The following is a 23,800-nucleotide window of genomic DNA, read 5'->3' as shown; positions in this document are numbered from 1 at the left end:
AATGGGAAAAAACGCGGAGAGGCTGGGATGTCGGGTGTGAAACAGGCGTCGCTGAAGCGGCTGGCACTGGTCGTGGGTGCGGTGGCGCTGATGCTGGCGGTCCTGCCTTTCGTGAAGGGCGCTCTGGTGCTGCGGATGCATGAGGGTGACGCGCTCCACCTAAGCGACATTGTGCTGCGCATGGCGATGCAAGGGCAGGTGCCGCACCTCGATTTCATGACGCCCATCGGCATTCTGGCGGTCTGGCCCATTGCCTTTTTCGCCAAGCTTGGCCTTGGGCTGGGGCACGCGTTCTTTGCCGCGCAGGCGCTGGTTGCCGCGCTGTTGCTCGGACCCGTGCTGTGGGTAGCGCGCTCACGCTTTCCGGGTCGTTTCGCGCTGCTCTATGCGGTCTATGTTATGCTCTTGTGCCTTACGTTGGTCCATGCCGAGGCGAAGGTACTGACTTCGGTTTCCATGCATTACAACCGTTGGGCCTGGGCACTGGCCTATGTCGCGCTGCCGCTGGCGATCATGCAGCCTCTCGGGCGGAGCCGCCCGCTGCTTGAAGGTGCGCTGATCGGCTTGGCGTTGGCGGGGCTGGTGTTGATCAAGGTGACTTATTTCGTCGCCCTTCTTCCGGCGATCCTTGTCGGCCTTGTCATGCGCCGCGCCTGGGGTTCGCTGTTCGCGGGGGTCATCGCGGGGCTGCTGGTGGCGGCATTTGTGACGCTCGCCTATGGCGCCGATTTCTGGCTGGCCTATATGCGCGATCTTCTGGCCGTTGCGACGTCGGAAACGCGCTCGCAGCCGGGTCTGTCTTTCCAGGAAAATGCCACGGCTCCGCCCTATCTTCTGGGGAGCCTTGCCGCGCTTGGGCTGGTGGTGCTGCTGCGGCAGTCAGGCCGCCTGACCGAGGGGCTGGCCATGCTGCTGCTGCTTCCCGGCGTGATCTACATCACCTACCAGAACTGGGGCAACGATCCGCAATGGCTGGTGCTCGCGGGCGTCATGGCCTTTGCCCTGCGCCCGAGCGATGAGCGCAAGAACGCCCTCGGCTGGCCGTTGGGGGGGGCATTGGCGATCTGCGGGGTGGTTTTGCTCAGCCTCGCGTCGCCCTCGGCCTTTAACCTGCTGCACAGCCCGATCGCCGCGTTCAAGGCCAAACCGCATGGGGAGTTGCCGATGGTGCGCAAGCGTAGCGTCGATGACGATCTGCTGGTCGAGCCCGATCGCCTTATCGGTGTGCGGCTGGCCATTCGGGGCGACACGCCCGGACAACCCTACGAGGCCTATGCAGAGATGGCGAAGGCCAAGCCCGAGCCGGACGAGGAGGACGAGGACAAGAAGGACGACGAACCCGTTTTGCTGAACGGAGAGGAGCTACCCTCCTGTGAGGTCAACTCGGGCCATTATGCGGTGTTCGACCTGATGGCCAAGGATCTGACGGAGGCGGGCTATGCGGGGCAGTCGATTCTTGTCGGGGATCTGTTCACTTCGCTCTGGCTCTTTGGCGATTTCAGGCCGGTCGAGGGGGCTGCGCCCTGGTATTACTCGGGCACTCCGGGGGTGGCCGCGGCCGACCGTATCGTTTTGCTGCAATGCGCCTTCGCGCGCGATCGGCGCAATGCGATGATCAAGGCACTGGCCAAGGAAGGCTGGCAGCTTGAAGAAGAGCGCCGCACCGAAACCTACATCCTGCTGCGCCCGATCAAGGGCCAACCCTCAAGCGACGGCTGAGACCAGCGCGAGATAGGCCCAGAGCGTCCCGGCTAGCGCCAGACCCAAAGGGAAATCCTTGCGCGTCCAGCTGACCCAGTCGGGCGCCATGGCGCGTATGGCCGGGATTGCGCGCATCAGGCGGTGCGTGGTGAAGGCCGCAAGCAGAAAGGCCGCCAGCAGGAAGATCATCAGTTGAATATGCGTCGGTGCGGATGAAAAGAACGGCGCGGCGGCGGCGGCGAATTTCGCGTCACCTGCCCCGAAATGCGCGATCATGTTCAGCACGAAGCCGATTGCCAGCACCACGACGAAATGCACCCAACGCCAGGCCCATTCGTCGAGCGGCAGCACGAAGGGGCCGACCACGGCGAAGACCGCCAGAAGGGCGGCGACCGATGTGTTGCGGATTTTCATGTATTTCAGGTCGGTATAGCAGACCCATGCGCAGATCGGCGTGACCGCGATCAGCAGGACAAGCGCCGCCGCGCCTGGGCTGAGGCCGAGCATCCGCTTACCCCTTCGCGTCGAGCGCGGCGAGCGCGCGGGCTGCCTCGTCGAAATGCTGCGGATGGGTGTCGATCGCGTCCTGCAACAGACCCTTGCCGATGGTAACATCGCCCTGCTTGATCGCCGAAAGCGCGGCCGTATAGAGCAGCTGAGCGCGCTCCGTCTGAGTCATCTGGATGACGGGCATCTCATATTTGCGCTGCGCCGCGCGGGCCAGAACCAGGTTGTTCTTGGTGGTGAAGTTGCCCGGGTCATAGGTCAGAGCCTCGGCGAACAGGCGTTCAGCCTCTTTCGTGTCGCCGCGCGTCAGCTTCGAGAAGCCCCAGTTATTCAGGACACCCGAGGGTTTCGTCGTCAGGCCCGAAGCGATGTCATAGAAGGTATCGGCCTTTTTCCAATCCTTCTTCGAGTCCGCCACCATCGCCTCAAGCTTGTAGCGATCGAAGGTCTCATGCGTTGGCGGGATCGAGTTCAGCGAGGCCTCGGCCTCTTTCCACTGACCCGCGCGGATCTGCGCATCGGCCATGTCGACCTTGTCATCCAGGGTCGAGTCAGGCATCGCCACAACATCGGCCCAGACCTTGGTCGCCTCGGTATGGCGTCCCGCGCGCACGAGCGACTTCGCAAGGCCCCGGCGCAGGTCGATCCGATCGGGGTTCTCAAGCGAGGAGCGCTGGAAATAGGCCACGGCCTCTTTCGGGTCGCCGACGGTCAGCATGATGTCTGACAGGTTCGCACCGTCGATGGCGTTGACACTTTTCAGCGCCTCTTCGACCTCATCGTCATTGTTGTTCGAGCAGGCAGAGAGTGCGACGAGCCCCACAAAGGCAGCGCAGATAATCGGGTGGCGCATATTGGAGTGCGTCCTCTTGATGGCCTTATTGCTGGGTCAGCAGGAGATATTCACCCACACCCCGCCGGACCAGCGTGAAAGTTTTTTCCTCATCCTCAGGATAGTCAGGTTTGTCCATCTTTGCGAGGGCGAGCCTAAGGTTATCGCGGATCGCGTCAGATTCGCCACTGTCGAGCGCATAGGCTGTCTGGAAGACGCGGGCGGCCTCGGCGATATGGCCGCGCTCCATCAGGACCACGCCAAGGTTGTTCCAGGCGGGTACGAAGGTTTCGTCGACCTCGATGGCGCGGCGCAGCACCTGTTCGGCCTGGCCAAGGCGCCCGAGCTTGAGATTGGTCGACCCGATGGCCGAAAGCACGTCAACCGTAGCGCCCTGCTTGGCGGCGGCGCGGTAATAGGCCTTGAGAGCGAGCTCGTATTCGCCCGCCTCAACAAGGCGGTGCCCGACGATCAGGCCGTCCACGCCATCGCCGCGGGCGGTGCCGGGGGCATAGGGGCCCCCATCAGAACCCGAAAGGCCGCCGCCGCCGAAACCGGACGAGCAGGCGGCCAGAAGGGCCAGTGAGAAGACCACGACGAGGCGGCCACCGAGCTTATTTGGGATCATGGTCCAATTTTGATCATCTTGAAGTTCTCGATCATATCATGGACCGAGGGACCGACAAGGATGATCAGGAGGGGCGGCACCGTGAACAGCATCGTGCCAAGCGTCATCTTGGTGGGAACCTTGTTCGCCGCTTCCTCGGCGCGCATGATGCGCTTGTCGCGCATGTCGGCGGCGTAGAGGCGCAAGGCCTCGGCGATCGAGGTGCCGAACTGCTGCGACTGGATCATCACGGTGACGAAGCTTTGCACATCGGGCACACCGGCGCGTTCGCCGAAGGCGCGCAGAACGGTGGTCTTGTCCTTACCGGCCTTGATCTCCTGCGCGATGACCTCGAATTCCTGCGAGATCGCGGGGTAGGAGGTGCCGAGTTCCTTCGACACGCGGATGATACCCTGGTCGAGCGACTGGCCGGCCTCGACGCAGACGAGCAGCATGTCGAGTGCGTCGGGGAAGCCGTTCTGGATTTCCTGCGAACGGGCCGAGACACGCTGGTTCACCCAACGCTTGGGCGCGTAGTAGCCAAAGACGCCCGGCATCAGAATCGCGACCAGCATCTTGGTCATCGGCAGGGCTTCTTCGTTGGTCGAGTTATGAATGACCACGTAGAGTGCGCCGAAGAACATCAGCGTCAGGCCCATCGCGAACTGGATCGCGTGGAAGGTGCGTACGATATTGCGGCCGCGATAGCCGGCGCGCTCCAGCCATTTGCGCGACTCGGACATCTCGTCTTTGTTCTTGGGCTCCAGGAAGCCCGCAAAGCGGTCGAGCTTGTCGGTGCCGCTATTGTAGCGCAGCCCCTTGCCCGGCTTGCCCTTGGCAGGCGCCCCGCCGCCCGCCGCGGCGGCAACCGCCGCCTCGGCGCCCTTGGCGGCGCGCAGCTTGTCGAGCGGGTCGATCTGCTTGCGCAGCAAGACCGGCAGCACCGCGAGGATCAGCAGCATCGCCACGCCAGCCAGTGCGATCACCGGTCCCAGGGGGCCCAGCTTGTCGGTCAGCAACTCGAATATCTTGTTCTGGTCCATGGTGCGCCTCAGACCTTGATCGTGGTCATGATTTTCATGAAGAGGACGTTCAGCCCGAGCAGCACGAAGACGAGCAATGCCATCGGCATGAAGTACTGGGTCGGCTTGACGGTGTCATAATAGTCGGGCGAGACGATCTGAATGATGATCAGCACGACGATCGGAAAGGCCGACAGGAAAATGCCGGACCAGCGCGGTTCGGCCGTAATCGCGCGCACCCGGCGGAACAGGCGGAAGCGCGAGCGGATCACCTTGGCCAGACCTTCGAGCACCTCGGCAAGGTTACCACCCGAGGTTTGCTGGATCGACACGGCCACGGCAAGGAAGCGCAAGTCCTGCATGTCCATGCGCTCGGCCATTTCGCGCAGCGATTCGGCGACGTTGCGGCCATAGGCGGCCTCGTCGGCGATGATGCCAAACTCCGAGCCCATCGGATCGGGGATCTCGCGCGCCACCGCCTGGATGGCCGACGAGAAGGGGTGACCCACGCGCAGCGAGCGCACCATCAGTTCGACCGCGTCGGGCAGTTGCTCTTCGGCCAGCGAGATGCGCTTGCGCGCCTTCGACGAGATCCAGAAATAGACGCCGCCCACACCCATCAGCAGCGACAGTGCGATACGCACGGGCAACCCCGCCTGCGTGGCGATAGAAAGACCACCGAAGGCCACCATGCAGACCAGCGCCATCACGCCGATCAACGCCTTGGGCGAGAAGGCGATATTGGCCTTTTGCGCCTTGTTGGCCAGGATCGAGTAGAGCGGGATCGAGCGCACCTGCATATGCTGGGTGGCTTCCTTGCGCAGCATCTCGAGCACTTCCTCGCGCCGGGTGCCCTTTTCGAGCATCTCGAGGCGACGGTTGACCCGGTTGTTAAGCGAGATCGACTTGCCGAAGGCCAGCAGGTAGATGCCCTCGACGATCAGGATGACCGCCAGGAAGATCAGGCCGTAGATGATCGGGGTAGAGGAGATGATCATTTGCTGCCCTCTCAGTCTTGCACGGGTTCGTAGATCGACGCCGGCAGGTCATAGCCCCACTGGCGGAAACGGTCGGCGAAATGCGAGCGCACGCCGGTCGCGGTGAAGCGGCCGATGATCTTGCCGTCGGGCGCAAGGCCGAGGCGCTCGTATTTGAAGATTTCCTGCATCGAGATGACCTCGCCCTCCATGCCGGTGATCTCGGTGATCGACACCATCCGGCGCGAGCCGTCCTGCAGACGCGAGGCCTGCACGATCAGGTTCACAGCCGAGGCGATCTGCGAGCGGACGGCCTTGATCGGCATCTCGATCCCCGCCATGGCGATCATGTTCTCCAGACGCGAGACACCGTCGCGCGCCGAGTTCGCGTGGATCGTGGTCATCGAGCCGTCGTGGCCGGTGTTCATGGCCTGGAGCATGTCGATGACTTCCTCGCCGCGCGTTTCGCCGACGATGATGCGGTCGGGGCGCATCCGCAGGGCGTTGCGCAAACAGTCGCGCTGCGTCACGGCACCCTTGCCCTCGACGTTCGCCGGGCGGCTTTCCATCCGGCCCACGTGTGTCTGCTGCAGCTGAAGTTCCGCCGTGTCTTCGATCGTCAAGATGCGTTCCGAGTTGTCGATGAAGGACGACAGCGCGTTCAGCGTGGTCGTCTTACCCGAACCCGTCCCGCCCGAGACGATCACGTTCAGGCGTGTGGCGACGGCGGCCTGAAGGTAGACCGCCATTTCCTCGGTGAAAGCGCCGAACTTGACGAGATCGTCGATGCCCAGCTTGTCCTTCTTGAATTTCCGGATCGAGACGAGCGAGCCATCAACCGCAATCGGCGGCACCATCGCGTTGAAACGCGAGCCGTCGGCCAGACGGGCGTCCACATAGGGGTTCGATTCATCGACCCGCCGGCCCACGGCCGAGACGATCTTGTCGATGATGCGCAGCAGGTGCTTCTCATCCTTGAAGGTGATGTCGGACAGGTGCAGCTTGCCGCCGCGTTCAACGAAGATCTGCTGCGGGCCGTTCACGAGGATATCCGAGACGGTCTCGTCCTTGAGCAGCGGCTCAAGCGGACCGAGGCCCATGACCTCGTCGTAAAGCTCCTGATTGACCTGCGCGCGCTCGGTTGCGCTCAGCGCGACGGCCATTTCGGTCATCGCCTCGCTGGCGATGGCGGCGATCTCGGCCTTCAGATCGGCTTCGGTCGCGCGCTCCAACGCGGCAAGGTTGAGGTTTTCCAGCAGGCGCTTGTGCAGTTCGACCCGCAGGTCGCTCAGCCGTTCCTTGCGCTTCTTCTCCTTGTCGGCGGCGATCACATCCGCCGGAGTGCCGGGCTGGCCGGTCGTCGGACGGCGCTGAACAAGAGAACGCACCGGCTCCGCGGGGGCAGCCGATGAAACCGGGGCAGGGGCGCGCGACTCGCCAGCGGGCGGCGGCGGCGCGTTGTTGGGCCCGGGTGTCGTCTTCTTGTAGCGCGAGAACATTGCGACCTCTTACCTGAACAATTATGCCTGCGCGGCTTCGAGCGAGCGGTTCAGCTCGGCGATGGACTGGGCAAGCTTCTGGATTTCCTTGCGCAGCGGCAGCTTGCCCGCTGTGCTGGCCAGCGGAACGCCATGGTCGTTCGACTGGGTGACCTGCTTGCCGCCATCCGACAGCTGAACCTCAATCGAGATGTCCAGGCTTTCGGCCAGCCGCTTGACGCGGGCCTTACCGGTCAGGTCGGTGAATTTCGGCGCGCGGTTCAGCACGTAGCGCAGCTTCTCGACCGGGAGGCTCTCGGACTTCAGCGCGCGGATCATGCGCAGCGTGTTTTGCGCCGAGCGCATGTCGAGCTCCATCAGCGCGAAGTAAACATGCGCCAGATTGAGCACCGTTTCGGTCCAGCTGACCACGGTCGAGGGCATGTCGATCACAACGAAGTCGAAATTCTGGCGTGCCAGTTCGACGATGCGCGTGACATCCTCGCCGCTGACGATATCGAGCGGCAGCATATCCGCCGGGGCGGTCAGGACGTGCAGACGATCCTCGAAGGTCACGAGCGACTGCATGAAGGTCTCGGCGTCGAGATGGGTCGCGTCCGAAAGCATCTCGAACACATTCTCGCGGCGCTGCAGATCGAGATAGGTCGAAGTCGAGCCATATTGGAAATCGAAGTCGAGCAGGCAGACGCGCGGCGACTGCGCACCGGTTTTCTTGGCTGCCTCGCCCATCGTGGCCAGTTCCCAGGCCAGGTTGACCGCGAAGGTGGTGGCGCCCACGCCGCCGGCAAGGCCGTGCACCGGAAGCACGACACCATCATGGCCGCCCGTCGCGCTCGGCTTGACCGAATCGGCCGAGCCAAGGACGGGCTTCTCCACCTGGCCGAGGCGGATGATCGCCTCATGCAGGGCGCCCGAGGGAAGCGGGTAGGGCACGAAATCATCCGCGCCAAGGCGCAGAAGCTGGTGCAACGCGATCGGGCTGACCTCCTCGGCGATCAGAATCACCCGGATGCCCTTGGCCTTGGCGGTCGAAATGATCGAAGAGATCCGGGGGATCTGCGCCTCGTCCTCGGCGTCGATCGCGATCGCGATGAACTCAAGCTTTTGTGCCTCGGGCTGCGAGAAGAACAATATGGCGTCATCAAAGCTGATGTCGCCCCAGTTCTCGCCAAGCTCGACCTCCATATCCTCGATGAGGAGGTCGAAGTTCGAGACATCCCGGGACACCGTGCACGCGACGATGGGTGCGGGTTCGGTATTCAGAAGAGGAGCTGCACTCATTGCCTCTGGTCCTTTAATGCGCGGGCTGCGGCCGATCTCCTGGGAGAGATGACGTGGGATGCCCAGGTTCTTACGCAAACCCGGATACGACTCGCTGGTCGCACCTGTCCTGCTAGAGGCTAAGATCGCGGCCAATCTTGGCGACATTTGGGCCGGATTGTTCCAATTGTGGGGTAATCCGAGACGATGAAACGCAATGGGCGGACCCTGTTTCCAAGGTCCGCCCAACGCTTTTCGATCATGCCTGGCTAGATTAGCCGCCGGAGCCGCCCGCGACTTTCGGCTGCACGGTTTCCTGAACGGGAACCGCGCTTCCGACGTATTCGCGGAAGATGATCTCGGCATATTTGCCGTGCAGTTCGGACGGTTTGCCCTTGCCCACGAAGCCCGAAACCTCGGTCACCGTGCGGCGGTTCTGCTCGTTCGGTGCCTGAGTAAAGACGAGGGGCTGTGTTTCGCCGAAGGAAACGACCGCCTCGAGGCGCGAGCGCGAGATGCCCTGCGACGAGAGATAGGCGACAACCGCCTGTGCGCGGCGCATCCCGAGGCTCTTGTTGTAGCCGCTCGAGCCGACAAGGTCGGTATGTCCGTAGACGCGGAAGCGAATCTCGGGGAATTGGCGGATCCAGTCGGCCTGCTTGCGCAGGGTCGCTTTGGCGCTTTCGTCGAGGACCGACGAGTCGAAAGCAAAGTTGACGGTGTTCTGCACGTCGGCGGCGAACTTCTTGGTGAGGCTGATCACGTAGTCGCGTTCACCCGACATCACCAGGGTGTTGTTCATCGTCGCGTCACCGAAGCCGCCGGTGTCGTATTCAGACCCCGCCTCGGCGTAGAACCGCTGCGTGCCGCCCGCACAGGCGCCAAGCACCAGAACAGTGGCCATGAGCCCCGCAATCCGCATCTTTTTCAAATCCTGCATCTGCATAGCTCACTCCATCACATAGCCGTAGGAGCCCGAGAAGTCCTGCTTGGCCACTTCCGCAGCCGCACCGGTCTTCGGCGCCTTGTCACCGGCAGTCTTGCCGAAGAGGAACAGCTCTGCCTCGGACGGCAGGCGCACACGATCCGTCGGCAGGGCAAGGGCCTCACCGCGGGTCGGGCTGACCAGATGCGGAGTGACGATGATCACGAGTTCCGACTGCGCGCGCTTGTACTCGGCCGAGCGGAACAGCGCCCCGAGCACCGGCACATCGCCTAGCCACGGGATCTGGTCGTTCAGGTCGGTGAAGTCATCCTGCAGCAGGCCCGCGATCGCGAAGCTCTCGCCGTCGCGCATCTCGACCGTGGTCGAGGTTTCGCGGCGCTTGAACGCGTTGACCGAGAAGCCGCCCGACGACATCGTCACCGTGGTGTCGATCGCCGAGACCGCGGCCGCGATTTCAAGGTTGATCAGGTCGCCATCGACGACGCGCGGCGTAAAGGCCATCTCGACGCCGAAGGGTTTGTATTCGATCGACACGCCGGTGTCATCTACGACTGGGATCGGATATTCGCCGCCCGCGAGGAACTTGGCCTGCTGGCCAGAAAGCGCCGTCAGGTTCGGTTCGGCCAGCGTGCGCACGACACCTTTGGATTCAAGGGCTTCGAGCAGAACGGCGAATTCGAGGTTGCCAGCGGTGAAGCCAAGACCAAGCGCGCCGGTCTTGTTCGGGTCGACCGGCAGGATGCCGTTGTCAAAGGCGTTTTCAAGGGCGCCCTCGGCGGTAAAGTTGCCGGTGCCGATGATCGTGCCGGTCTCGGCCGAGCCGCCGCCGACCGTGCCGCGCACGCCAAGCGAGGCGGCGAGGTTTTTCGACACGGCGCGCTGCATCTCAGCGAAGCGCACCTTGAGCATGACCTGCTGGGTGCCGCCGACCATCATCAGGTTCGACACGCGGTCGCCCGCATAGCGGCGGGCCAGGTCCAGCGCCCGATCGAGCTTGGTGATCGAGGACACCGTCCCCGAAAGCACGATGCCGTCATTGGCGGTGCGCACTTCGATCTTTTCGCCGGGGAGGATCTGCTGCAGACGCTCTTTGAACTCGGCGATGTCCGGGGTCACCTGAACCTCGACGTTCGAGATCAGCTTTCCGTCCGGCCCGAGGATCGTCATCGTGGTCCGTCCCGGCACCTTGCCGAGCACATAGATCGTGCGATCCGAAAGGGTGGTAATGTCCGCAATGCCAGGGTTGGCGATGGAGAGTTCAGCAAAGGGCTGATCGCTTTCCACCACGACGGCGCGGTTCATGGGAACATTGAGCGGGCTCGACGCCGAACCCGACATGACACGCAAAGTTTCCGCGTTGACAGGCGCAAGAATTGCGACGCCAAGCGCGGTCCCCAGCAGGCATGCCTTAACAAAGCTTTTTATATTCATTGTGATCCTGCCTCTCCGATCACGCACCTGCCACAGGTCTTGTTGCCCGTTTTGGGTGAGTTGATGTCAAGTTTTCCCAGACCATGCGGCACTTCACGAAATTTTGCAATAATCAACCCATTGTAGGCCGAGATTCATGTGGTTTCGTGTGTTTGTGCTGCATGGAACCCACACCAACAGGGTATTTTTACCTCAGTTGGTGCAGGGAATCGGGGTCTCGACGATTTCGTTGCCGCGACGGGTCTTGACGGTGCAAACCTTGGGCGCGTCGACTTTCACCACCTCGGCTTGCTCGATTCCGAGAAGGCTGTCGCGGTCGATTTCAATTGGGCCCGCCGATGCGGTGTTGTTGCGGCCAAGCAGCGACAGCGTCAGCCGCCCGGTCGATTGCGCCAGCGTCAGCGCTGCCACCTGCTCGGGGGTGACTTCCGCAGTGACGGTGCGTGCAATGAGGGTCTCTTCGGAGCGGTCGGCGTCCGCGCTCTGGTCGATGGCGATCAGGCGCAGGTTCGGATGGATCAGCTTGGTCACCGGCTGATCGCCGATTGCGCCCGACCAGTAGACGTCAACCAGGTCGCCGGGACGCAGGAAACCTGACACGCCGGAGCTGACATCGACGCGGATCGTGAAGGCGCGCATATCCGCCGACAGATTCGCGAGGATCCCGGCATCCGTGCCGGCGTCGGTAACCTTCTTGGCCAGAAGCGGTTCATTGGCCTCATAGGTACGCATCGCCGAGCGCGGGCGGGTTTCGCCGTCCAGGAAAACAGCGGCCGCGGCCTCGGGGGTTCCCTGCGGAGCCGAGATGCGGCTGAAGGTTCCTTCGGGCGTCTTGCCGGCTTGCACCTTGATTACTTCGAGATCGGCCGCAGAGAAGCGCTCGCCATATTTGAGCTGGCGCTTGACCACGACGACGTCGGCAAGCCTGGGTGCCTTAGCCTGTGCAGCGACAAGGTAGTCGCGCTCCTGTTGAAACTGGGCGATCTGCCCCTGCGCCATGTAAACGGCAACGCCTCCCAGACCCACGCCGGCGGCCAGAACAAGACCAACGATCAGACGCATATTCCGTTCCTCTCTTGGTGGGGGCGCTCGCGGTGCCCCCGAATACTACTCAGGCCGCCGCGCGACCGATACTGAATGGCCCGTTCAGCCGTTGCTGTTCGCCGAGGGAACCTCGACCGAGCCGATAAAGCTGCCGATCGCATTCCCCAGAATGCCGGTCTGCTTGCCGATCATACCTCCGAAGACGCCCCCGAGCGCCACGATGGCTGCCGTCAGCACGACCCAGTCGACGGTGACCGCACCATCTTCGTCGCGGCTCCGGCGGCGTAGGCTTTTCAAGATGACATTGGTCATCACGGTTAACTCCTGCCAAATGGCGTTCATCAGGGTTGTTCGATCGGTTCTAAAGGTAATTGAGGGCGAAAATGGGGCGTATATGAGGAAAAGACCGCGCAAAGCGCCGCTCTGCCCTGCTGCTCCGATCACCCATCCGCCCACGCAGAAATAGAGAAGGCCGCGCAGATGCGCGGCCTCTCCGAGGTAATCTCTGCGAGCGAATTACTGGCTCGAGACGCTCTGCGAACCGATGTAGTCGGCGATGTTGGTGGCCAACTCACGGGTCTCGGTGCGGATCAGCGAGAGGGCGAAGGCGCCGATGCCGACGATGGCGGCGGTCAGCACAACCCAGTCAACGGTCACAGCGCCGTCTTCTTCGTTGTGGAACTTGCGGGTCAGTTTGAACAGTTTCATAGGTCTCTCCTTGGGTCTGGTTCCTTCCGCGCCACGCTGGATCCACCTCTGAACTTGGTCCGTTGCATCGCGGTATGGGCTAATAAGGCCCCCGGATCGTGGCGGGATTTGGGCGGACTTTTGGTCATTTTGCGAAGTGTTAATCTTCTCGTGATCATGCGTTTAAGTAATTGAAATATCAGATAAAAAAAATACGAAAAACACGTTTGAACGCAGTTGGATACTGTTGCGAAAACGCAGAATCACCCGTCGAATCGTCGTTATTCGATGCCTTTTTCTGGATTTTGCCGGCAGATTCTTGAATAACTCTTGCAAAGACTTGATTGCGGGCGGGGCAGGGTGGCGCACATGCGCATCTTAGGGGCAATGACAGTGGCGATCTGCACGGCCCTTGCTGCCGCCCCGATGCATGCCGAAACGGCTCCGGCCCAGGTCAATGAGATCAAGCCCAAGCGCGTCGTGCCGCCGGCGCCGGGAACGAAACGCTTCATCACCATCCAGATCGACCCCGAAGAGCAGCGCCGCGCGCTTGAGGTGGCGGCTGCCAAGCCCTTCGTTCCGGTGCGCCGCCCGCCGCCGACGGGTGACGGGGCATCCGGCAAGCCCAAGGGGCCGACCAGTTATGCCTGGTTCTGGAACGCCATTTCGCCGCGCATCAATGAGCGGGACGGGCGCTTTCCGCAGGCACTTGATGTGCTGAGCGCGGGACCCGACGGGCAATCTGTTCGCGCACCGCGGCTGGCGCATCTTCAGGACATCGCGCAACGCCACGGGCAGGATATTCTGGCCGCCACGATCGGCACCGAGGTTTCGCCTGCGCTGGTGCTGGCGGTGATCTCGACCGAATCCGGTGGTCGGGCCGAGGCGGTCTCGAAGGCCGGGGCCGTGGGTCTTATGCAGTTGATCCCCGCGACGGCCAAGCGCTTCAACGTGGCCAACAGCAAGGACCCGATGCAGAACATCCGCGGCGGGGTGGCCTATCTCGACTGGCTGATGAAGGAATTCGACCGCGATCCGCTGATGGTGATCGCCGCTTATAACGCCGGCGAGAATGCGGTGAAGAACAACGGTGGTGTGCCGCCCTATGCCGAGACGCGCGATTACGTGCCCAAGGTGCTTGCCGCCTGGCAGGTGGCCCGGGGCCTGTGTCTGACGCCGCCCGAGCTTGTGACCGACGGCTGTGTGTTCGCCGTGAAAGGATAGTAATGGCCGATCTGAAGCCGTTGGTGCTGGATATCGACGGCACATTTTTGAAAACCGATCTTTTGTTCGAGGCATTCTGGGCAGGGCTTGGGCGCGACCCGATCGCGACCCTCAAGGCGCTGCGATTTTTGCGCGATCCCGCGCGGCTGAAGGCCGAGCTGGCCGACATTGTGCATCTGCGCCTTGATCTGATGCCGGTCAACCCGGCGGTGGCCGAGCTTGCGCTGCATTCCACGAGCGAGGGGCGCGAGGTTGTTCTGGCCTCGGCCTCGGATCGGCGGCAGGTGCAGGAACTGGCCGAGCACTACGGCCTGTCGGCACGGGTTTTCGCGTCGGACGGGGTGACCAACCTCAAGGGCGCACGCAAGGCCGAGGCACTGGTCGAGGCTTTCGGCGAGGGCGGCTTCGACTATGCCGGCAACGAAGCCACCGATATGGCGATCTGGTCCCATGCCGAGAATGCGCTGGTGGTTGGCGACGTGCCTGCCTCGCGCCGTCTGGCGGAGGAGGGCAAGAATATCGTCAACCTGCCCGGCGCCTGGTCGGGACAGGCGTTGATCAAGGCGCTGCGGCCGCACCAATGGGTCAAGAACATCCTGCTGTTCCTGCCGCTGATCGCGTCGCACCGCTTCGATCTGGCGACCTTCGGGCTGATCCTTCTGGGGATCGTGGCGTTCTCGGCGGCAGCCTCGTCGATCTATATCGTCAACGATCTTCTCGATCTTGAGGCTGACCGGCTGCACCCCACGAAAAAGCGCCGCCCCTTCGCGCGCGGCGCGGTGCCCATATCGGTGGGCATGATGACCTGTCTGGGGCTGGCGACGCTGGCCATTGGGATCGCGGCGGTGCTGAACCCGTGGTTCCTGGGGGTGATCATCCTGTACATGATCACGTCGCTGGCCTATTCGCTCAAACTCAAGCGGATGCGGTGGGTGGATATCACGACGCTGGCTGGGCTTTACACGATCCGTGTGGTGGCGGGCGCCGCAGCGGCAAAGGTCGATGTCTCAAGTTACATGCTGATCTTCGTCTTCCCGGTGTTCCTGACGCTTGGTTGCGTCAAGCGCCTGACCGAGCTGACCCTTGCCACCAGTGACGAACGCCTGCCGGGCCGTGGCTATGGCCGGGCGGACCGGGGCGATCTGCTCAACTTAGCCGGGATCGGCGTTTTCGGCGCGCTCCTGATCTTCTTCCTCTATTCGTTCTCGGATCAGGCGCGGCTGCTTTACCCCGACACATGGCTCTTGTGGGTCGCGCTGATCCCGATTGCCTGGTGGCTGATCCGGATGGTCGCGCTTGGCTGGTATGGCAGGCAGGATTACGATCCGATCGTTTTCGCGCTGCGCGACAAGTTCGGGCTCGGGCTTTTGATGATCACGCTCAGCCTGATGCTTTGGGCGGCGGGCCTGTGGCAGGTCTGGTTCGGCGGCTGATCTCAGAAGGACATCTTCTTGAAGATCGGCTCGGGGATGTGCTGGATCACCAGCATGACAAGCCGCCAGATCGGCGCCGTGTAGATCACGTTGCGGCGGCGGCGGATGCCCTTGAGGATATCCTCGGCCACTGCCTCGGGCGTCGTCATGAAGGGCATCTTCATGCCATAGGTCATTGGCGTGTCGACCGGGCCGGGCTTGACCGTCATCACATGCACGCCCTTGCGCCCGCAGCGGTTGCGCAGACCCGACAGGTAGGTCGAGAACGCCCCCTTGGCCGCGCCATAGACGTAGTTGTTAAGCCGACCGCGATCCCCCGCGACCGAGGAAATGCCGACGATCGTGCCGGAGCCGCGCTGCTCCAACAGCGGGGCAAGCTGTTGCAGGAAGGTGGCCGGGCCGGTGAAGCTGTCGGCGAAGACGCCCTTGATCAGCTCGGGGTCGGCGTCGATCGCGGATTGATCTGGCATCGAGCCGACGAAGGAGATTGCGTTGATCTCGCCCTCCTCGGCGGCGAGGCGATCGATGAGGGCCGCGTAGTTGCCATGGTTGCGCGCATCGAACTGCATCACCTCGACCAGCCGCGCGCCACGCAGGCGGCAGTCGGCGGCCAAGGGCTCCAGCGCATCGGTGTTGCGACCGGCCAGGAACAACGTGCAACCCTCGGCGGCAAGGCGGCGGATCAGCGGGCGGGCCATGGCGGAACCCGCGCCCAGAACGATCCAGCTTTTCATCATGTCGTGGTCCTCAGTTGCAGTCGGCGGATCAGGTCGGTGACATAGGCGCCCTCGGGGTCGGCCTTCGCCACTTCCTGCTGCCAGTCGGAAAGTTCGGGATACATGGCGCGAATCTGCGCGCCCTCGGCCAGGCTGTCCTTGGCGAAGTAAAGCCGCCCGCCCGCGTCGGCGGTGCGCGCCTCAAGCCGCTTGATCAACGCGCGCGCGGCATCGCGGTTGGGGAAATCGACGGCAAGGGTGTAACCCTCCATCGGGAAGCTGAGATAACCCGCGCGCCCCGGCCCCATGCGCTTGAGCACCGCGAGCGGCGAGGCAAGACCCGAGGTGGCGATCTCTTCGAGCATCGCGCGCAACTCATCCACGGCGGCGAGCGGCACCACGCATTGGAACTGGTGGAAGCCGCGCCGCCCGTAAAGCCGGTTCCAGTCGTGGATCTTGTCGAGCGGGAAGAAGAAATCCGCCATCGGCTTGACCAGCGTGCGGCCGCGTGCGGGCACGCGGTGGTAATAGGCCCAGTTGAAAACCTGCACGATGGGCGCGGCCAGCGCGAAATGCGGGGCATCCATCGGCACGCGCCGCGCCTTGTCGCGCTGCCGCACAAGACCCGCGCCGCTTTCGCCTTCCTCGACGATGCCGCGGCCAAGGGCGGCACCCGTCGCGGTGGCGTCGATCCAGCCCACCGTATAGGTCGCGCGCGAGGCATCGAGCAGGGCGACGTGTTCATCCCAATCCGCCGCGCGGCGCTCGGTCACGATCATCACATCGCCCTTGCAGGGCCGCATCCGCAGTTTTGCCGAGGTAATCACTCCGGTCTGGCCAAGCCCGCCCGCCGTGGCGCGAAACAGCGACGATCCGGGGGTGACGCGCACGGGGCCGCCTTGCTGGATCAGCGTGATTTCCGCGACATGCTCGGAGAATGAGCCCAGAAGATGGTGGTTCTTGCCATGCACGTCCTGACCGACGCAGCCGCCGACGGTGGCAAAGCCGGTGCCTGGCATCACGGCGGGCAGCCAGCCGCGCGGTGCGAAGGCCGCTGCGATATCTCCGATGCGCGCTCCGGCCTCGACATGCAGCTCGCCGCTCTCCGGGTCGAAAGACAGCATCCGGTCAAGCTGGCTCATATCAATGGCGCGCCCGCCCGAGTTCAGCGCCGCATCGCCATAAGAGCGCCGCATCCCGAATGCGGGCGCGGTTTCCGAGGCCAGAAGGTCATCGGGGTTCTGCGGGCGGGCAACCTCGCCCCTGGCGCGCAGCGCGCGTCCCCATCCGGCATATTCCTGCGGTGTCCAGCGCATCGTGTTACCCTTGGGCCTTCAGTGACAGGCGCTCGGCCAAGGGGAACACCATAAGGCCGATGCCGATGGCAAACCATAGGGTCGTCAGTCGGATCACTGCTGTCGCGGGGACCGAGACCTCTAGCGGAATACCTTCGAGGCTAAGGAGCGCGACCATCGCGGCCTCGGCCCCGCCCAGTCCGCCCGGCGCGCCCGTCAGCCCGCCCGCTAGGGTGGCGAAGACAAAGATCGCGACGGCTTTCCACAGGCCGATATCGGCGCCCATCCAGACCAGAAGCAGGTGGAACGAGACGCCCTCGGCCATCCAGCCCGCAAAGCCAAGCGCCAGCGCGAGCGCCATCGTCGGCCCGTGCGAGAAGCGCGACAAGAGCCGCGCCGCCCCGCGTGCCCGCGCAAAGAGGCGCGAGAACCGCCCGACGGCACGGTGGCTCAGCGTGATCAGCGCGCTCAGCAGGCGCGGACGGGTCGCCACGATAGCGGCGGCAAGGGCGAGTATGACAACCGGCACCGCCCCCGCAATGCCCCCAGCGGCGAGCGAGACCGAAAGCGCGAGGATCAGCGCCATCACCGCCAGATCGCCTGCGCGATCCATCAGCACAAGCGGCGCGCTGCGTTCGACCGGCCAGCCGGTCTCGCGACGCAGCCAGCGCATCCGCACCAACTCGCCCACGCGGCCGGGTGTGACTGACATGGCAAAGCCGCCCAGATAGTGGCGCAGGTTCTGGAAAAGCCCGGTGTGCAGCCCAAGACGCCGCGCCAGCAGGTGCCAGCGCGCGCCGCGCAGGACGTAATTCGATAGCGACAGCGCCAGAAGGGCGGCGACCTGCCATAGATGCAAGGCGCGCATCTGCGCCCAGGTCTCGGCCCAGCCGGTGGCTGAGGCAAGGCCCGTCAGCCCTGCGCCCACCAGCACCAGAAGGCCGCCCAAAAGCGCCCAATCCCGCCAGCGGCGGGATTTGGGGGGCGCGGATCTGTGCGGGCTCATGCTCATCATTGATGTGAACTTAGCGACAGAATTGGGCGGATTTGTGGAGTTGTTGAGGATGGGGCGACAATTTCCGGCCCTCATATGTCGGGTGCCGACCACGTGCGGCAGGCGAAAGCCCCGCCGGATGGGCGGGGCTTTCGGTCATTCTCAGTCGACGATGGTCGCCTCAGTGGCGGCGCGCAGCTCGGCCTCGGTCACGCCATCGGCGAGCTCGACGATCTTCAGACCGCCCGGAACCACGTCCATCACGCCCATGTTCGAGATGATCCGGTCCACGACGCCCTTGCCGGTCAGCGGCAGGGTGCATTCCTTGAGCACCTTCGATTCACCGTGCTTGTTGGCGTGATCCATGACCACGACGACGCGCTTGACGCCCGCCACCAGATCCATCGCGCCGCCCATGCCCTTGACGAGCTTGCCGGGGATCATCCAGTTCGCCAGATCGCCATTCTCGGCCACTTCCATCGCACCCAGGATCGCCATAGCGATCTTGCCGCCGCGGATCATCCCGAACGAGGTTGCGCTGTCGAAATAGGCGGTGTTCGGCACTTCGGTGATGGTCTGCTTGCCGGCGTTGATCAGGTCCGGGTCCTCGTCGCCCTCATAGGGGAAGGGGCCCATGCCGAGCATGCCGTTTTCCGATTGCAGCGTCACCGTAACCCCCTCGGGGATGAAGTTCGGAACCAGCGTCGGGATGCCGATGCCGAGGTTCACATAGGTGCCGTCTTTCAGTTCCTTGGCGGCGCGGGCCGCCATTTGGTTACGATCCCACATGGGTTAGGCCTCCCGCTTGCGCACGGTGCGCTGTTCGATCCGCTTCTCGTGCTCGCCCTTGATCAGGCGGTGCACATAGATGCCCGGCAGGTGAATCTGGTCGGGGTCGAGCGAGCCCACGGGCACGATCTCTTCGACTTCCATCAGGCAGACCTTGCCGCACATCGCCGCCGGCGGGTTGAAGTTGCGCGCGGTCTTGCGGAAAATTGCGTTGCCGCTTTCGTCGGCCTTCCAGGCCTTGACGATCGAGACATCGGCGAAGATCCCGCGCTCGAGGATATAGGTCTCGCCGTTGAAGTCCTTGTGCTCCTTGCCCTCGGCGATGACGGTGCCCACACCGGTCTTGGTGTAGAAACCCGGGATGCCGTGGCCGCCCGCGCGCATCCGCTCGGCCAGCGTGCCCTGCGGGTTGAATTCCAGCTCCAGCTCGCCCGAGAGGTACTGGCGCATGAATTCCGCGTTCTCGCCCACGTAGGACGACATCATCTTCTTGATTTGCTTGGTGTCGAGCAGCTTGCCCAGGCCGAAGCCGTCAACGCCGCAGTTGTTCGAAGCGATGGTGAGATCCTTCACCCCGCTCTCCACCAGCGCGTCGATCAGCAGTTCGGGGATGCCGCACAGGCCAAAGCCCCCCGCGGCGATGAACATGCCGTCGAACAGAAGCCCGTCGAGGGCCTCCTTCGCCGATCCGTAAACCTTCTTCATGGGATCCTCCCGTTTCCGTCGGAAGAATTTGTGACGAAGGGGGGCGCAGGTGTCAATTGCGGCGTTGCAGCGTGGAGGATTTGTTTGCGCTCACCGTCGTTTCGGAGAGCGAAAAGGGCGCGTCCGGGCGGGCCGCACCCTTTTCTTGCCGGGTTCAGTCCGCGGCGGTCTTCTTCGCGGCGGCTTTTTTCGGAGCCGCTTTCTTGGCGGCAGGCTTTTTCGCAGCGGCTTTCTTGGGGGCTGCTTTCGTGGCCTTGGCTGCCTTGGCGGGGGCTTTCTTCTTGCCGCCCTTCGATGCCTTGGCCTCGATCAGGGGCAGGGCCTCTTCCAGCGTGATCGCCTCGGGCTCGACGTCCTTGGGCAGGGTGGCGTTGATCTTGCCCCATTTGACATAGGGCCCGTAGCGGCCGGGCATGACCTGAACCGGCCCGCCATCCGGGTGCTCGCCCAGTTCCTTGAGCGGCTTGGCGGCGGCGCCGCGCCCGGGGCCACGCGCGGCTTTCTGCGCCAGAACCTCGATTGCGCGGTTCATGCCGATGGTGAAGACCTCATCGACCTCGGGCAGGTTTGCGTAGGTGGAGTTGTGCTTCACATAGGGGCCATAGCGGCCGATCCCGGCCTCGACCAGCGCGCCATCCTCGGGGTGGATCCCGATTTCGCGCGGCAGGCTGAGCAGCATCTGCGCGCGCTCAAGGTCGATCGACTCGGGCGACCAGCCTTTGGGCAAGCTGGCACGCGGCGGTTTCGGGGCCTCTGTGGTGGCCTCGCCCTTTTGCACATAGGGGCCGAAGCGGCCGATGCGCAGGGTGATCTGCTCGCCGCCATCCTCGCCCAGGATCTTGCCGTCAAGGTTTGCGCCGTCCTCGTCCGAGGGCGCCGAGAGCGGGCGGGTGTAGCGACATTCGGGGTAATTGCCGCAACCGATGAAGGCCCCGCCCGAACGTGCGGTCTTGAGGTGCAGACGCCCGGCCCCGCAAGTGGGGCAGGCGCGCGGGTCGCCGCCATCGGCGCGCGGCGGGTAAAGATGCGGCCCCAGCACCTCGTCGATCTTTTCCAGCACCTCGCCGATGCGCAATTCGGCGGTTTCGCCAAGCGCGGCCGAGAAATCGCGCCAGAACCGCGCCAGCACCTCTTTATACGGCCGGTCGCCCGCCGAGATGTCGTCGAGCTGATCTTCAAGATCGGCGGTGAAATCGTATTCGACATAGCGGCGGAAGTAGTTCGTCAGGAAGGCCGTCACCAGCCGCCCGGTATCCTCGGGGATCAGCCGGTTCTTGTCCTTGCGCACATAGCCGCGGTCCTGGATCGTGGTGACGATCGAGGCATAGGTCGAAGGCCGCCCGATGCCGAGTTCTTCCATCTTCTTGACCAGCGTCGCCTCGGTGTAGCGCGGCGGGGGCTGGGTGAAGTGCTGATCGGGCGTGATCTGGCCCTTTTTGGCCTCTTCGCCCTGCATGATCTGGGGCAGGCGCGCGCCGTCATCGCCCTCGTCATCGTCGCGGCCCTGGTCATAGATCTTGAGGAAGCCGTCGAAGGTCACCACCTGACCGGTTGCGCGCAGCTCGACCTCGCCATCCTTGGAGCCGACATCGACGGTGGTGCGCTCCATCACTGCGGCAGCCATCTGGCTGGCGAGGGTGCGCTTCCAGATCAGATCGTAGAGCTTCCACTGATCGTCAGCGACCTTGAGCTTCTCCGGCCCGAGGTTCATGTCGGTCGGGCGGATACATTCGTGCGCTTCCTGCGCGTTCTTGGCCTTGTTCTTGTACATCCGCGGCGAGGAGGGGACGTATTTCTCGCCAAAGCGGGTCTTGATCGCGTCGCGCGCGGCCATCACAGCCTCGGGCGCCATGTCGATGCCGTCGGTCCGCATATAGGTGATGTAGCCCGCTTCATAGAGGCGCTGCGCCGCCGACATGCAGGCCTTTGCACCCATGCCGAACTTGCGGCTGGCTTCCTGCTGGAGGGTCGAGGTCATGAAGGGCGGGTAGGGGTTGCGGCTGGCGGGCTTGGCCTCGACCGACTTGACCGTCAGATCGCGCGAGGTGACCGCATGCACGGCGATCTCGGCATCGGTCGCGGTGGCAAGGTCGAATTTCTCAAGCTTCTTGCCGCCCAGAACCGTCAGACGCGCGGTGTAGGTCTGACCACGCGGAGTGCTCAGCTCGGCCGTTACCGTCCAGTATTCGCGGGCTTTGAAGGCCTCGATCTCCATCTCGCGCTCGACGATGAGGCGCAGACAGACCGACTGCACGCGCCCCGCCGATTTCGCCCCCGGTAGCTTGCGCCAGAGCACCGGCGAGAGGTTGAAGCCCACCAGATAGTCCAGCGCCCGGCGCGCAAGATAGGCCTCGACCAGTGCGGTATCGACCTGACGGGGGTGCTGCATCGCCTCGGTGATCGCGGCCTTGGTGATCGCGTTGAAGGTCACGCGGCTGACCTTCTTCTTGGTCAGCTTGCTCGCCAAGGCCTGCTCAAGGTGCCACGAGATTGCCTCTCCCTCGCGATCAGGGTCGGTTGCAAGGATCAGTTCGTCATCGTCCTTGAGCGCGTCGGTGATCGCCTTGATGTGCTTTTTCGAGTCGCTCGCGACCTCCCATTTCATGTCGAAATCATGCTCGGGGTCCACCGAGCCGTCTTTCGCGGGCAGATCGCGCACATGGCCGAACGAGGCCAGAACCGTGTAGTCAGAGCCCAGATATTTGTTGATTGTCTTGGCCTTGGCGGGGGATTCGACAACAACAACGGCCATGAGTTCCTCTTTATCGGTCCAGAAATGCACTTGGGGGCGGACCATGTGGGGCATCCGGGCCGAATGTCAATGATACTTGGCGGTCGTGCCGAGAACGCCCGAAAGGCGTGGCGCGGGCGCTTGGGGCGCCACCCTGCGCGCGATCGGCATGGTTGATTTCTAGGCGCGCGCGATCATCGCGCCCGGTTGGCGCAGGATCAGCCCGTCGAGTTCCAGGCCCATCAGCGCCCGCGCAAAGCTGGCCGCATCGCAACCCAGATCGCGGATCAGCGCGTCTTCGGGGGTCGGGCTTGGCCCGAGCCGTTCCAGGATCGCACGGCCAAGCGGTTCGTCACCGAGGGGGAGCGGCGAAGTCTGCTTCGGGGCGCTCGAGATGACGCGCGGCTTCGGGGGTGCCTTGCGCGGCGTTTCCGGCGCTGCGCCGAGAACCTCAAGGATATCGTCGATCCCGCGCACCAGCGTCGCGCCGTCGCGGATCAGCGCGTTGCAGCCGCTGGCGCGTTCATCCATCGGATGGCCCGGCACGGCCATCACCTCTCTCCCTTGGTCAAGCGCCATGCGCGCCGTGAGCAGGCTACCCGAGCGCGCGGCGGCCTCGATCACGATGGTTGCGATCGACAGGCCGGCGATGATCCGGTTGCGCTGCGGGAAATGGCGTGCCTGAGGGCTGGTGCCGGGCGCATTCTCGGCCAGCCGCAGGCCCGAGACGGCCATCTGTTCGGCCAGTTCCGCATTTTCACTGGGGTAGATGACGTCGATCCCGCCCGCCTGCACCCCGATGGTGCCCGTGGCCAGGGCGGCGCGATGGGCCTCGGCATCGATGCCGCGCGCCAGCCCCGAGACGACAGTATACCCCGCCTCGCCCAGATCCTGCGCCAGCCGCCGCGCCATGCGCCCGCCAAGCGACGAGGCATTGCGCGCGCCCACAAGCGCCACGCAGGGGCGTGCAAGCAGCGCCACATCGCCAAGCGCCCAAAGCACCGGGGGCGCATCGGCAATGTCGTGCAGGGCCGATGGGTAGTCTTGCTGCCCCCAGATCAGCAGCCGCGCGCCCGCTTTGCGACCCGCCCGCAACTCGGCCCGCGCGACACCTTCGGGGCAGGGCTCATAGCCCGCGACCCCGGCGAACTTCGCGACCTCGGGCAAGGCCGCCAATGCGGCACGGGCAGAGCCATGCTCGGCCAGCAGTCGGTGAAAGGTCGCGGGCCCGACGCGGCGCGAGCGAATGAGCCGGAGGAACGACAGTTCGTCTTCTACCTTGGTGGGTGGGGTGAAGGGGGTGTGGCAGGAAAACAGATCTGCTTTCATCCGCGCCTCCGTCTCATTCGCCCTCCCTGTTTGCACGAGGAGGGTTAACAAGACGTTAGCGTCTCCCGCTT

Annotated in this window: 22 protein-coding genes; 3 read left to right on the top strand and 19 right to left on the bottom strand. The window is 63.8% G+C overall.

Going from position 1 to position 23,800, the window contains the following annotated elements; all coding sequences use genetic code 11:
* The first annotated feature begins 27 nt into the window (after positions 1-27).
* A complete protein-coding gene (locus tag KTQ37_RS01975; RefSeq protein ID WP_218628780.1) occupies positions 28-1,719 on the top strand; it encodes a hypothetical protein in 1,692 nt (563 codons plus the stop codon).
* On the opposite strand, the gene KTQ37_RS01970 is transcribed toward KTQ37_RS01975, so the two are convergent.
* The 12 genes from KTQ37_RS01970 to KTQ37_RS01915 form a co-directional block, all read right to left on the bottom strand.
* Positions 1,705-2,208, bottom strand: a complete 504-nt coding sequence (locus KTQ37_RS01970) for a prepilin peptidase (protein ID WP_218628779.1) — start codon at positions 2,206-2,208, stop codon at positions 1,705-1,707. The two genes, KTQ37_RS01975 and KTQ37_RS01970, sit on opposite strands and share 15 nt — an antisense overlap.
* 4 nt (positions 2,209-2,212) lie before the next feature.
* Entirely contained in the window at positions 2,213-3,061 is an 849-nt protein-coding gene (locus tag KTQ37_RS01965; protein ID WP_218628778.1) for a tetratricopeptide repeat protein, read from the bottom strand.
* A 25-nt stretch (positions 3,062-3,086) separates the two neighbouring features.
* Positions 3,087-3,668: a tetratricopeptide repeat protein gene (locus KTQ37_RS01960; protein WP_218628777.1), complete on the bottom strand. Its 582-nt coding sequence runs from the start codon at positions 3,666-3,668 to the stop codon at positions 3,087-3,089.
* On the bottom strand, positions 3,665-4,690 hold the full coding sequence (locus KTQ37_RS01955) for a type II secretion system F family protein (protein ID WP_218628776.1): 1,026 nt from the start codon (positions 4,688-4,690) through the stop codon (positions 3,665-3,667). The genes KTQ37_RS01960 and KTQ37_RS01955 overlap by 4 nt, the downstream gene beginning before the upstream one ends.
* Before the next feature lie 8 nt (positions 4,691-4,698).
* Positions 4,699-5,667 carry a type II secretion system F family protein gene (locus tag KTQ37_RS01950; protein ID WP_218628775.1) on the bottom strand — a complete coding sequence of 323 codons (969 nt, stop codon included), beginning with the start codon at positions 5,665-5,667 and terminating at the stop codon, positions 4,699-4,701.
* 11 nt (positions 5,668-5,678) lie between these two features.
* Positions 5,679-7,145: a CpaF family protein gene (locus KTQ37_RS01945; protein WP_218628774.1), complete on the bottom strand. Its 1,467-nt coding sequence runs from the start codon at positions 7,143-7,145 to the stop codon at positions 5,679-5,681.
* A 21-nt stretch (positions 7,146-7,166) separates the two neighbouring features.
* On the bottom strand, positions 7,167-8,426 hold the full coding sequence (locus KTQ37_RS01940) for an AAA family ATPase (RefSeq protein WP_218628773.1): 1,260 nt from the start codon (positions 8,424-8,426) through the stop codon (positions 7,167-7,169).
* Between the two features lie 253 nt (positions 8,427-8,679).
* The gene (locus KTQ37_RS01935) at positions 8,680-9,351 is read right to left on the bottom strand and encodes an OmpA family protein (protein WP_218628772.1); all 672 of its coding nucleotides are present in this window, start codon (positions 9,349-9,351) and stop codon (positions 8,680-8,682) included.
* A gap of 3 nt (positions 9,352-9,354) precedes the next feature.
* Complete coding sequence (locus tag KTQ37_RS01930; protein WP_218628771.1) at positions 9,355-10,782, bottom strand: type II and III secretion system protein family protein; 1,428 nt, start codon at positions 10,780-10,782, stop codon at positions 9,355-9,357.
* A 192-nt stretch (positions 10,783-10,974) separates the two neighbouring features.
* The gene (cpaB, locus tag KTQ37_RS01925; protein ID WP_218628770.1) at positions 10,975-11,844 is read right to left on the bottom strand and encodes a Flp pilus assembly protein CpaB; all 870 of its coding nucleotides are present in this window, start codon (positions 11,842-11,844) and stop codon (positions 10,975-10,977) included.
* Positions 11,845-11,928: 84 nt separating this feature from the next.
* Positions 11,929-12,138: a hypothetical protein gene (locus KTQ37_RS01920; RefSeq protein WP_236021002.1), complete on the bottom strand. Its 210-nt coding sequence runs from the start codon at positions 12,136-12,138 to the stop codon at positions 11,929-11,931.
* Positions 12,139-12,342: 204 nt separating this feature from the next.
* The gene (locus tag KTQ37_RS01915) at positions 12,343-12,534 is read right to left on the bottom strand and encodes a hypothetical protein (RefSeq protein ID WP_218628769.1); all 192 of its coding nucleotides are present in this window, start codon (positions 12,532-12,534) and stop codon (positions 12,343-12,345) included.
* 366 nt (positions 12,535-12,900) lie between these two features.
* Between KTQ37_RS01915 and KTQ37_RS01910 the strand changes: the two genes are divergently transcribed.
* Positions 12,901-13,737 carry a lytic transglycosylase domain-containing protein gene (locus KTQ37_RS01910; protein ID WP_375546096.1) on the top strand — a complete coding sequence of 279 codons (837 nt, stop codon included), beginning with the start codon at positions 12,901-12,903 and terminating at the stop codon, positions 13,735-13,737.
* Between the two features lie 2 nt (positions 13,738-13,739).
* On the top strand, positions 13,740-15,170 hold the full coding sequence (locus KTQ37_RS01905; protein WP_218628767.1) for a UbiA family prenyltransferase: 1,431 nt from the start codon (positions 13,740-13,742) through the stop codon (positions 15,168-15,170).
* A gap of 2 nt (positions 15,171-15,172) precedes the next feature.
* Here KTQ37_RS01905 and KTQ37_RS01900 read toward each other — a convergent pair whose 3' ends face one another.
* From KTQ37_RS01900 to dprA, 7 genes are all read right to left on the bottom strand, one after another.
* Positions 15,173-15,907 carry an SDR family oxidoreductase gene (locus KTQ37_RS01900; protein ID WP_218628766.1) on the bottom strand — a complete coding sequence of 245 codons (735 nt, stop codon included), beginning with the start codon at positions 15,905-15,907 and terminating at the stop codon, positions 15,173-15,175.
* The gene (locus KTQ37_RS01895) at positions 15,904-17,202 is read right to left on the bottom strand and encodes an FAD-binding oxidoreductase (protein ID WP_218628765.1); all 1,299 of its coding nucleotides are present in this window, start codon (positions 17,200-17,202) and stop codon (positions 15,904-15,906) included. The genes KTQ37_RS01900 and KTQ37_RS01895 overlap by 4 nt, the downstream gene beginning before the upstream one ends.
* A 4-nt stretch (positions 17,203-17,206) precedes the next feature.
* A complete protein-coding gene (locus tag KTQ37_RS01890) occupies positions 17,207-18,187 on the bottom strand; it encodes a lysylphosphatidylglycerol synthase transmembrane domain-containing protein (protein WP_328799680.1) in 981 nt (326 codons plus the stop codon).
* 150 nt (positions 18,188-18,337) lie between these two features.
* The gene (locus KTQ37_RS01885) at positions 18,338-18,964 is read right to left on the bottom strand and encodes a 3-oxoacid CoA-transferase subunit B (RefSeq protein ID WP_218628763.1); all 627 of its coding nucleotides are present in this window, start codon (positions 18,962-18,964) and stop codon (positions 18,338-18,340) included.
* Between the two features lie 3 nt (positions 18,965-18,967).
* Positions 18,968-19,669 carry a CoA transferase subunit A gene (locus tag KTQ37_RS01880; RefSeq protein WP_218628762.1) on the bottom strand — a complete coding sequence of 234 codons (702 nt, stop codon included), beginning with the start codon at positions 19,667-19,669 and terminating at the stop codon, positions 18,968-18,970.
* A 154-nt stretch (positions 19,670-19,823) separates the two neighbouring features.
* The gene (gene topA / locus KTQ37_RS01875) at positions 19,824-22,421 is read right to left on the bottom strand and encodes a type I DNA topoisomerase (RefSeq protein WP_218628999.1); all 2,598 of its coding nucleotides are present in this window, start codon (positions 22,419-22,421) and stop codon (positions 19,824-19,826) included.
* 159 nt (positions 22,422-22,580) lie between these two features.
* Positions 22,581-23,729 (bottom strand): DNA-processing protein DprA, encoded by a 1,149-nt coding sequence (gene dprA, locus KTQ37_RS01870; RefSeq protein WP_218628761.1) that lies wholly within the window; start codon positions 23,727-23,729, stop codon positions 22,581-22,583.
* Between the last annotated feature and the right edge of the window lie 71 nt (positions 23,730-23,800).

This window comes from Sedimentimonas flavescens (assembly GCF_019264375.1).
Lineage (GTDB): Bacteria > Pseudomonadota > Alphaproteobacteria > Rhodobacterales > Rhodobacteraceae > Rhodobacter > Rhodobacter flavescens.
The sequence above is the reverse complement of the archived record's forward strand: the minus strand, read 5'-3'. Positions and strand labels throughout refer to the sequence as shown.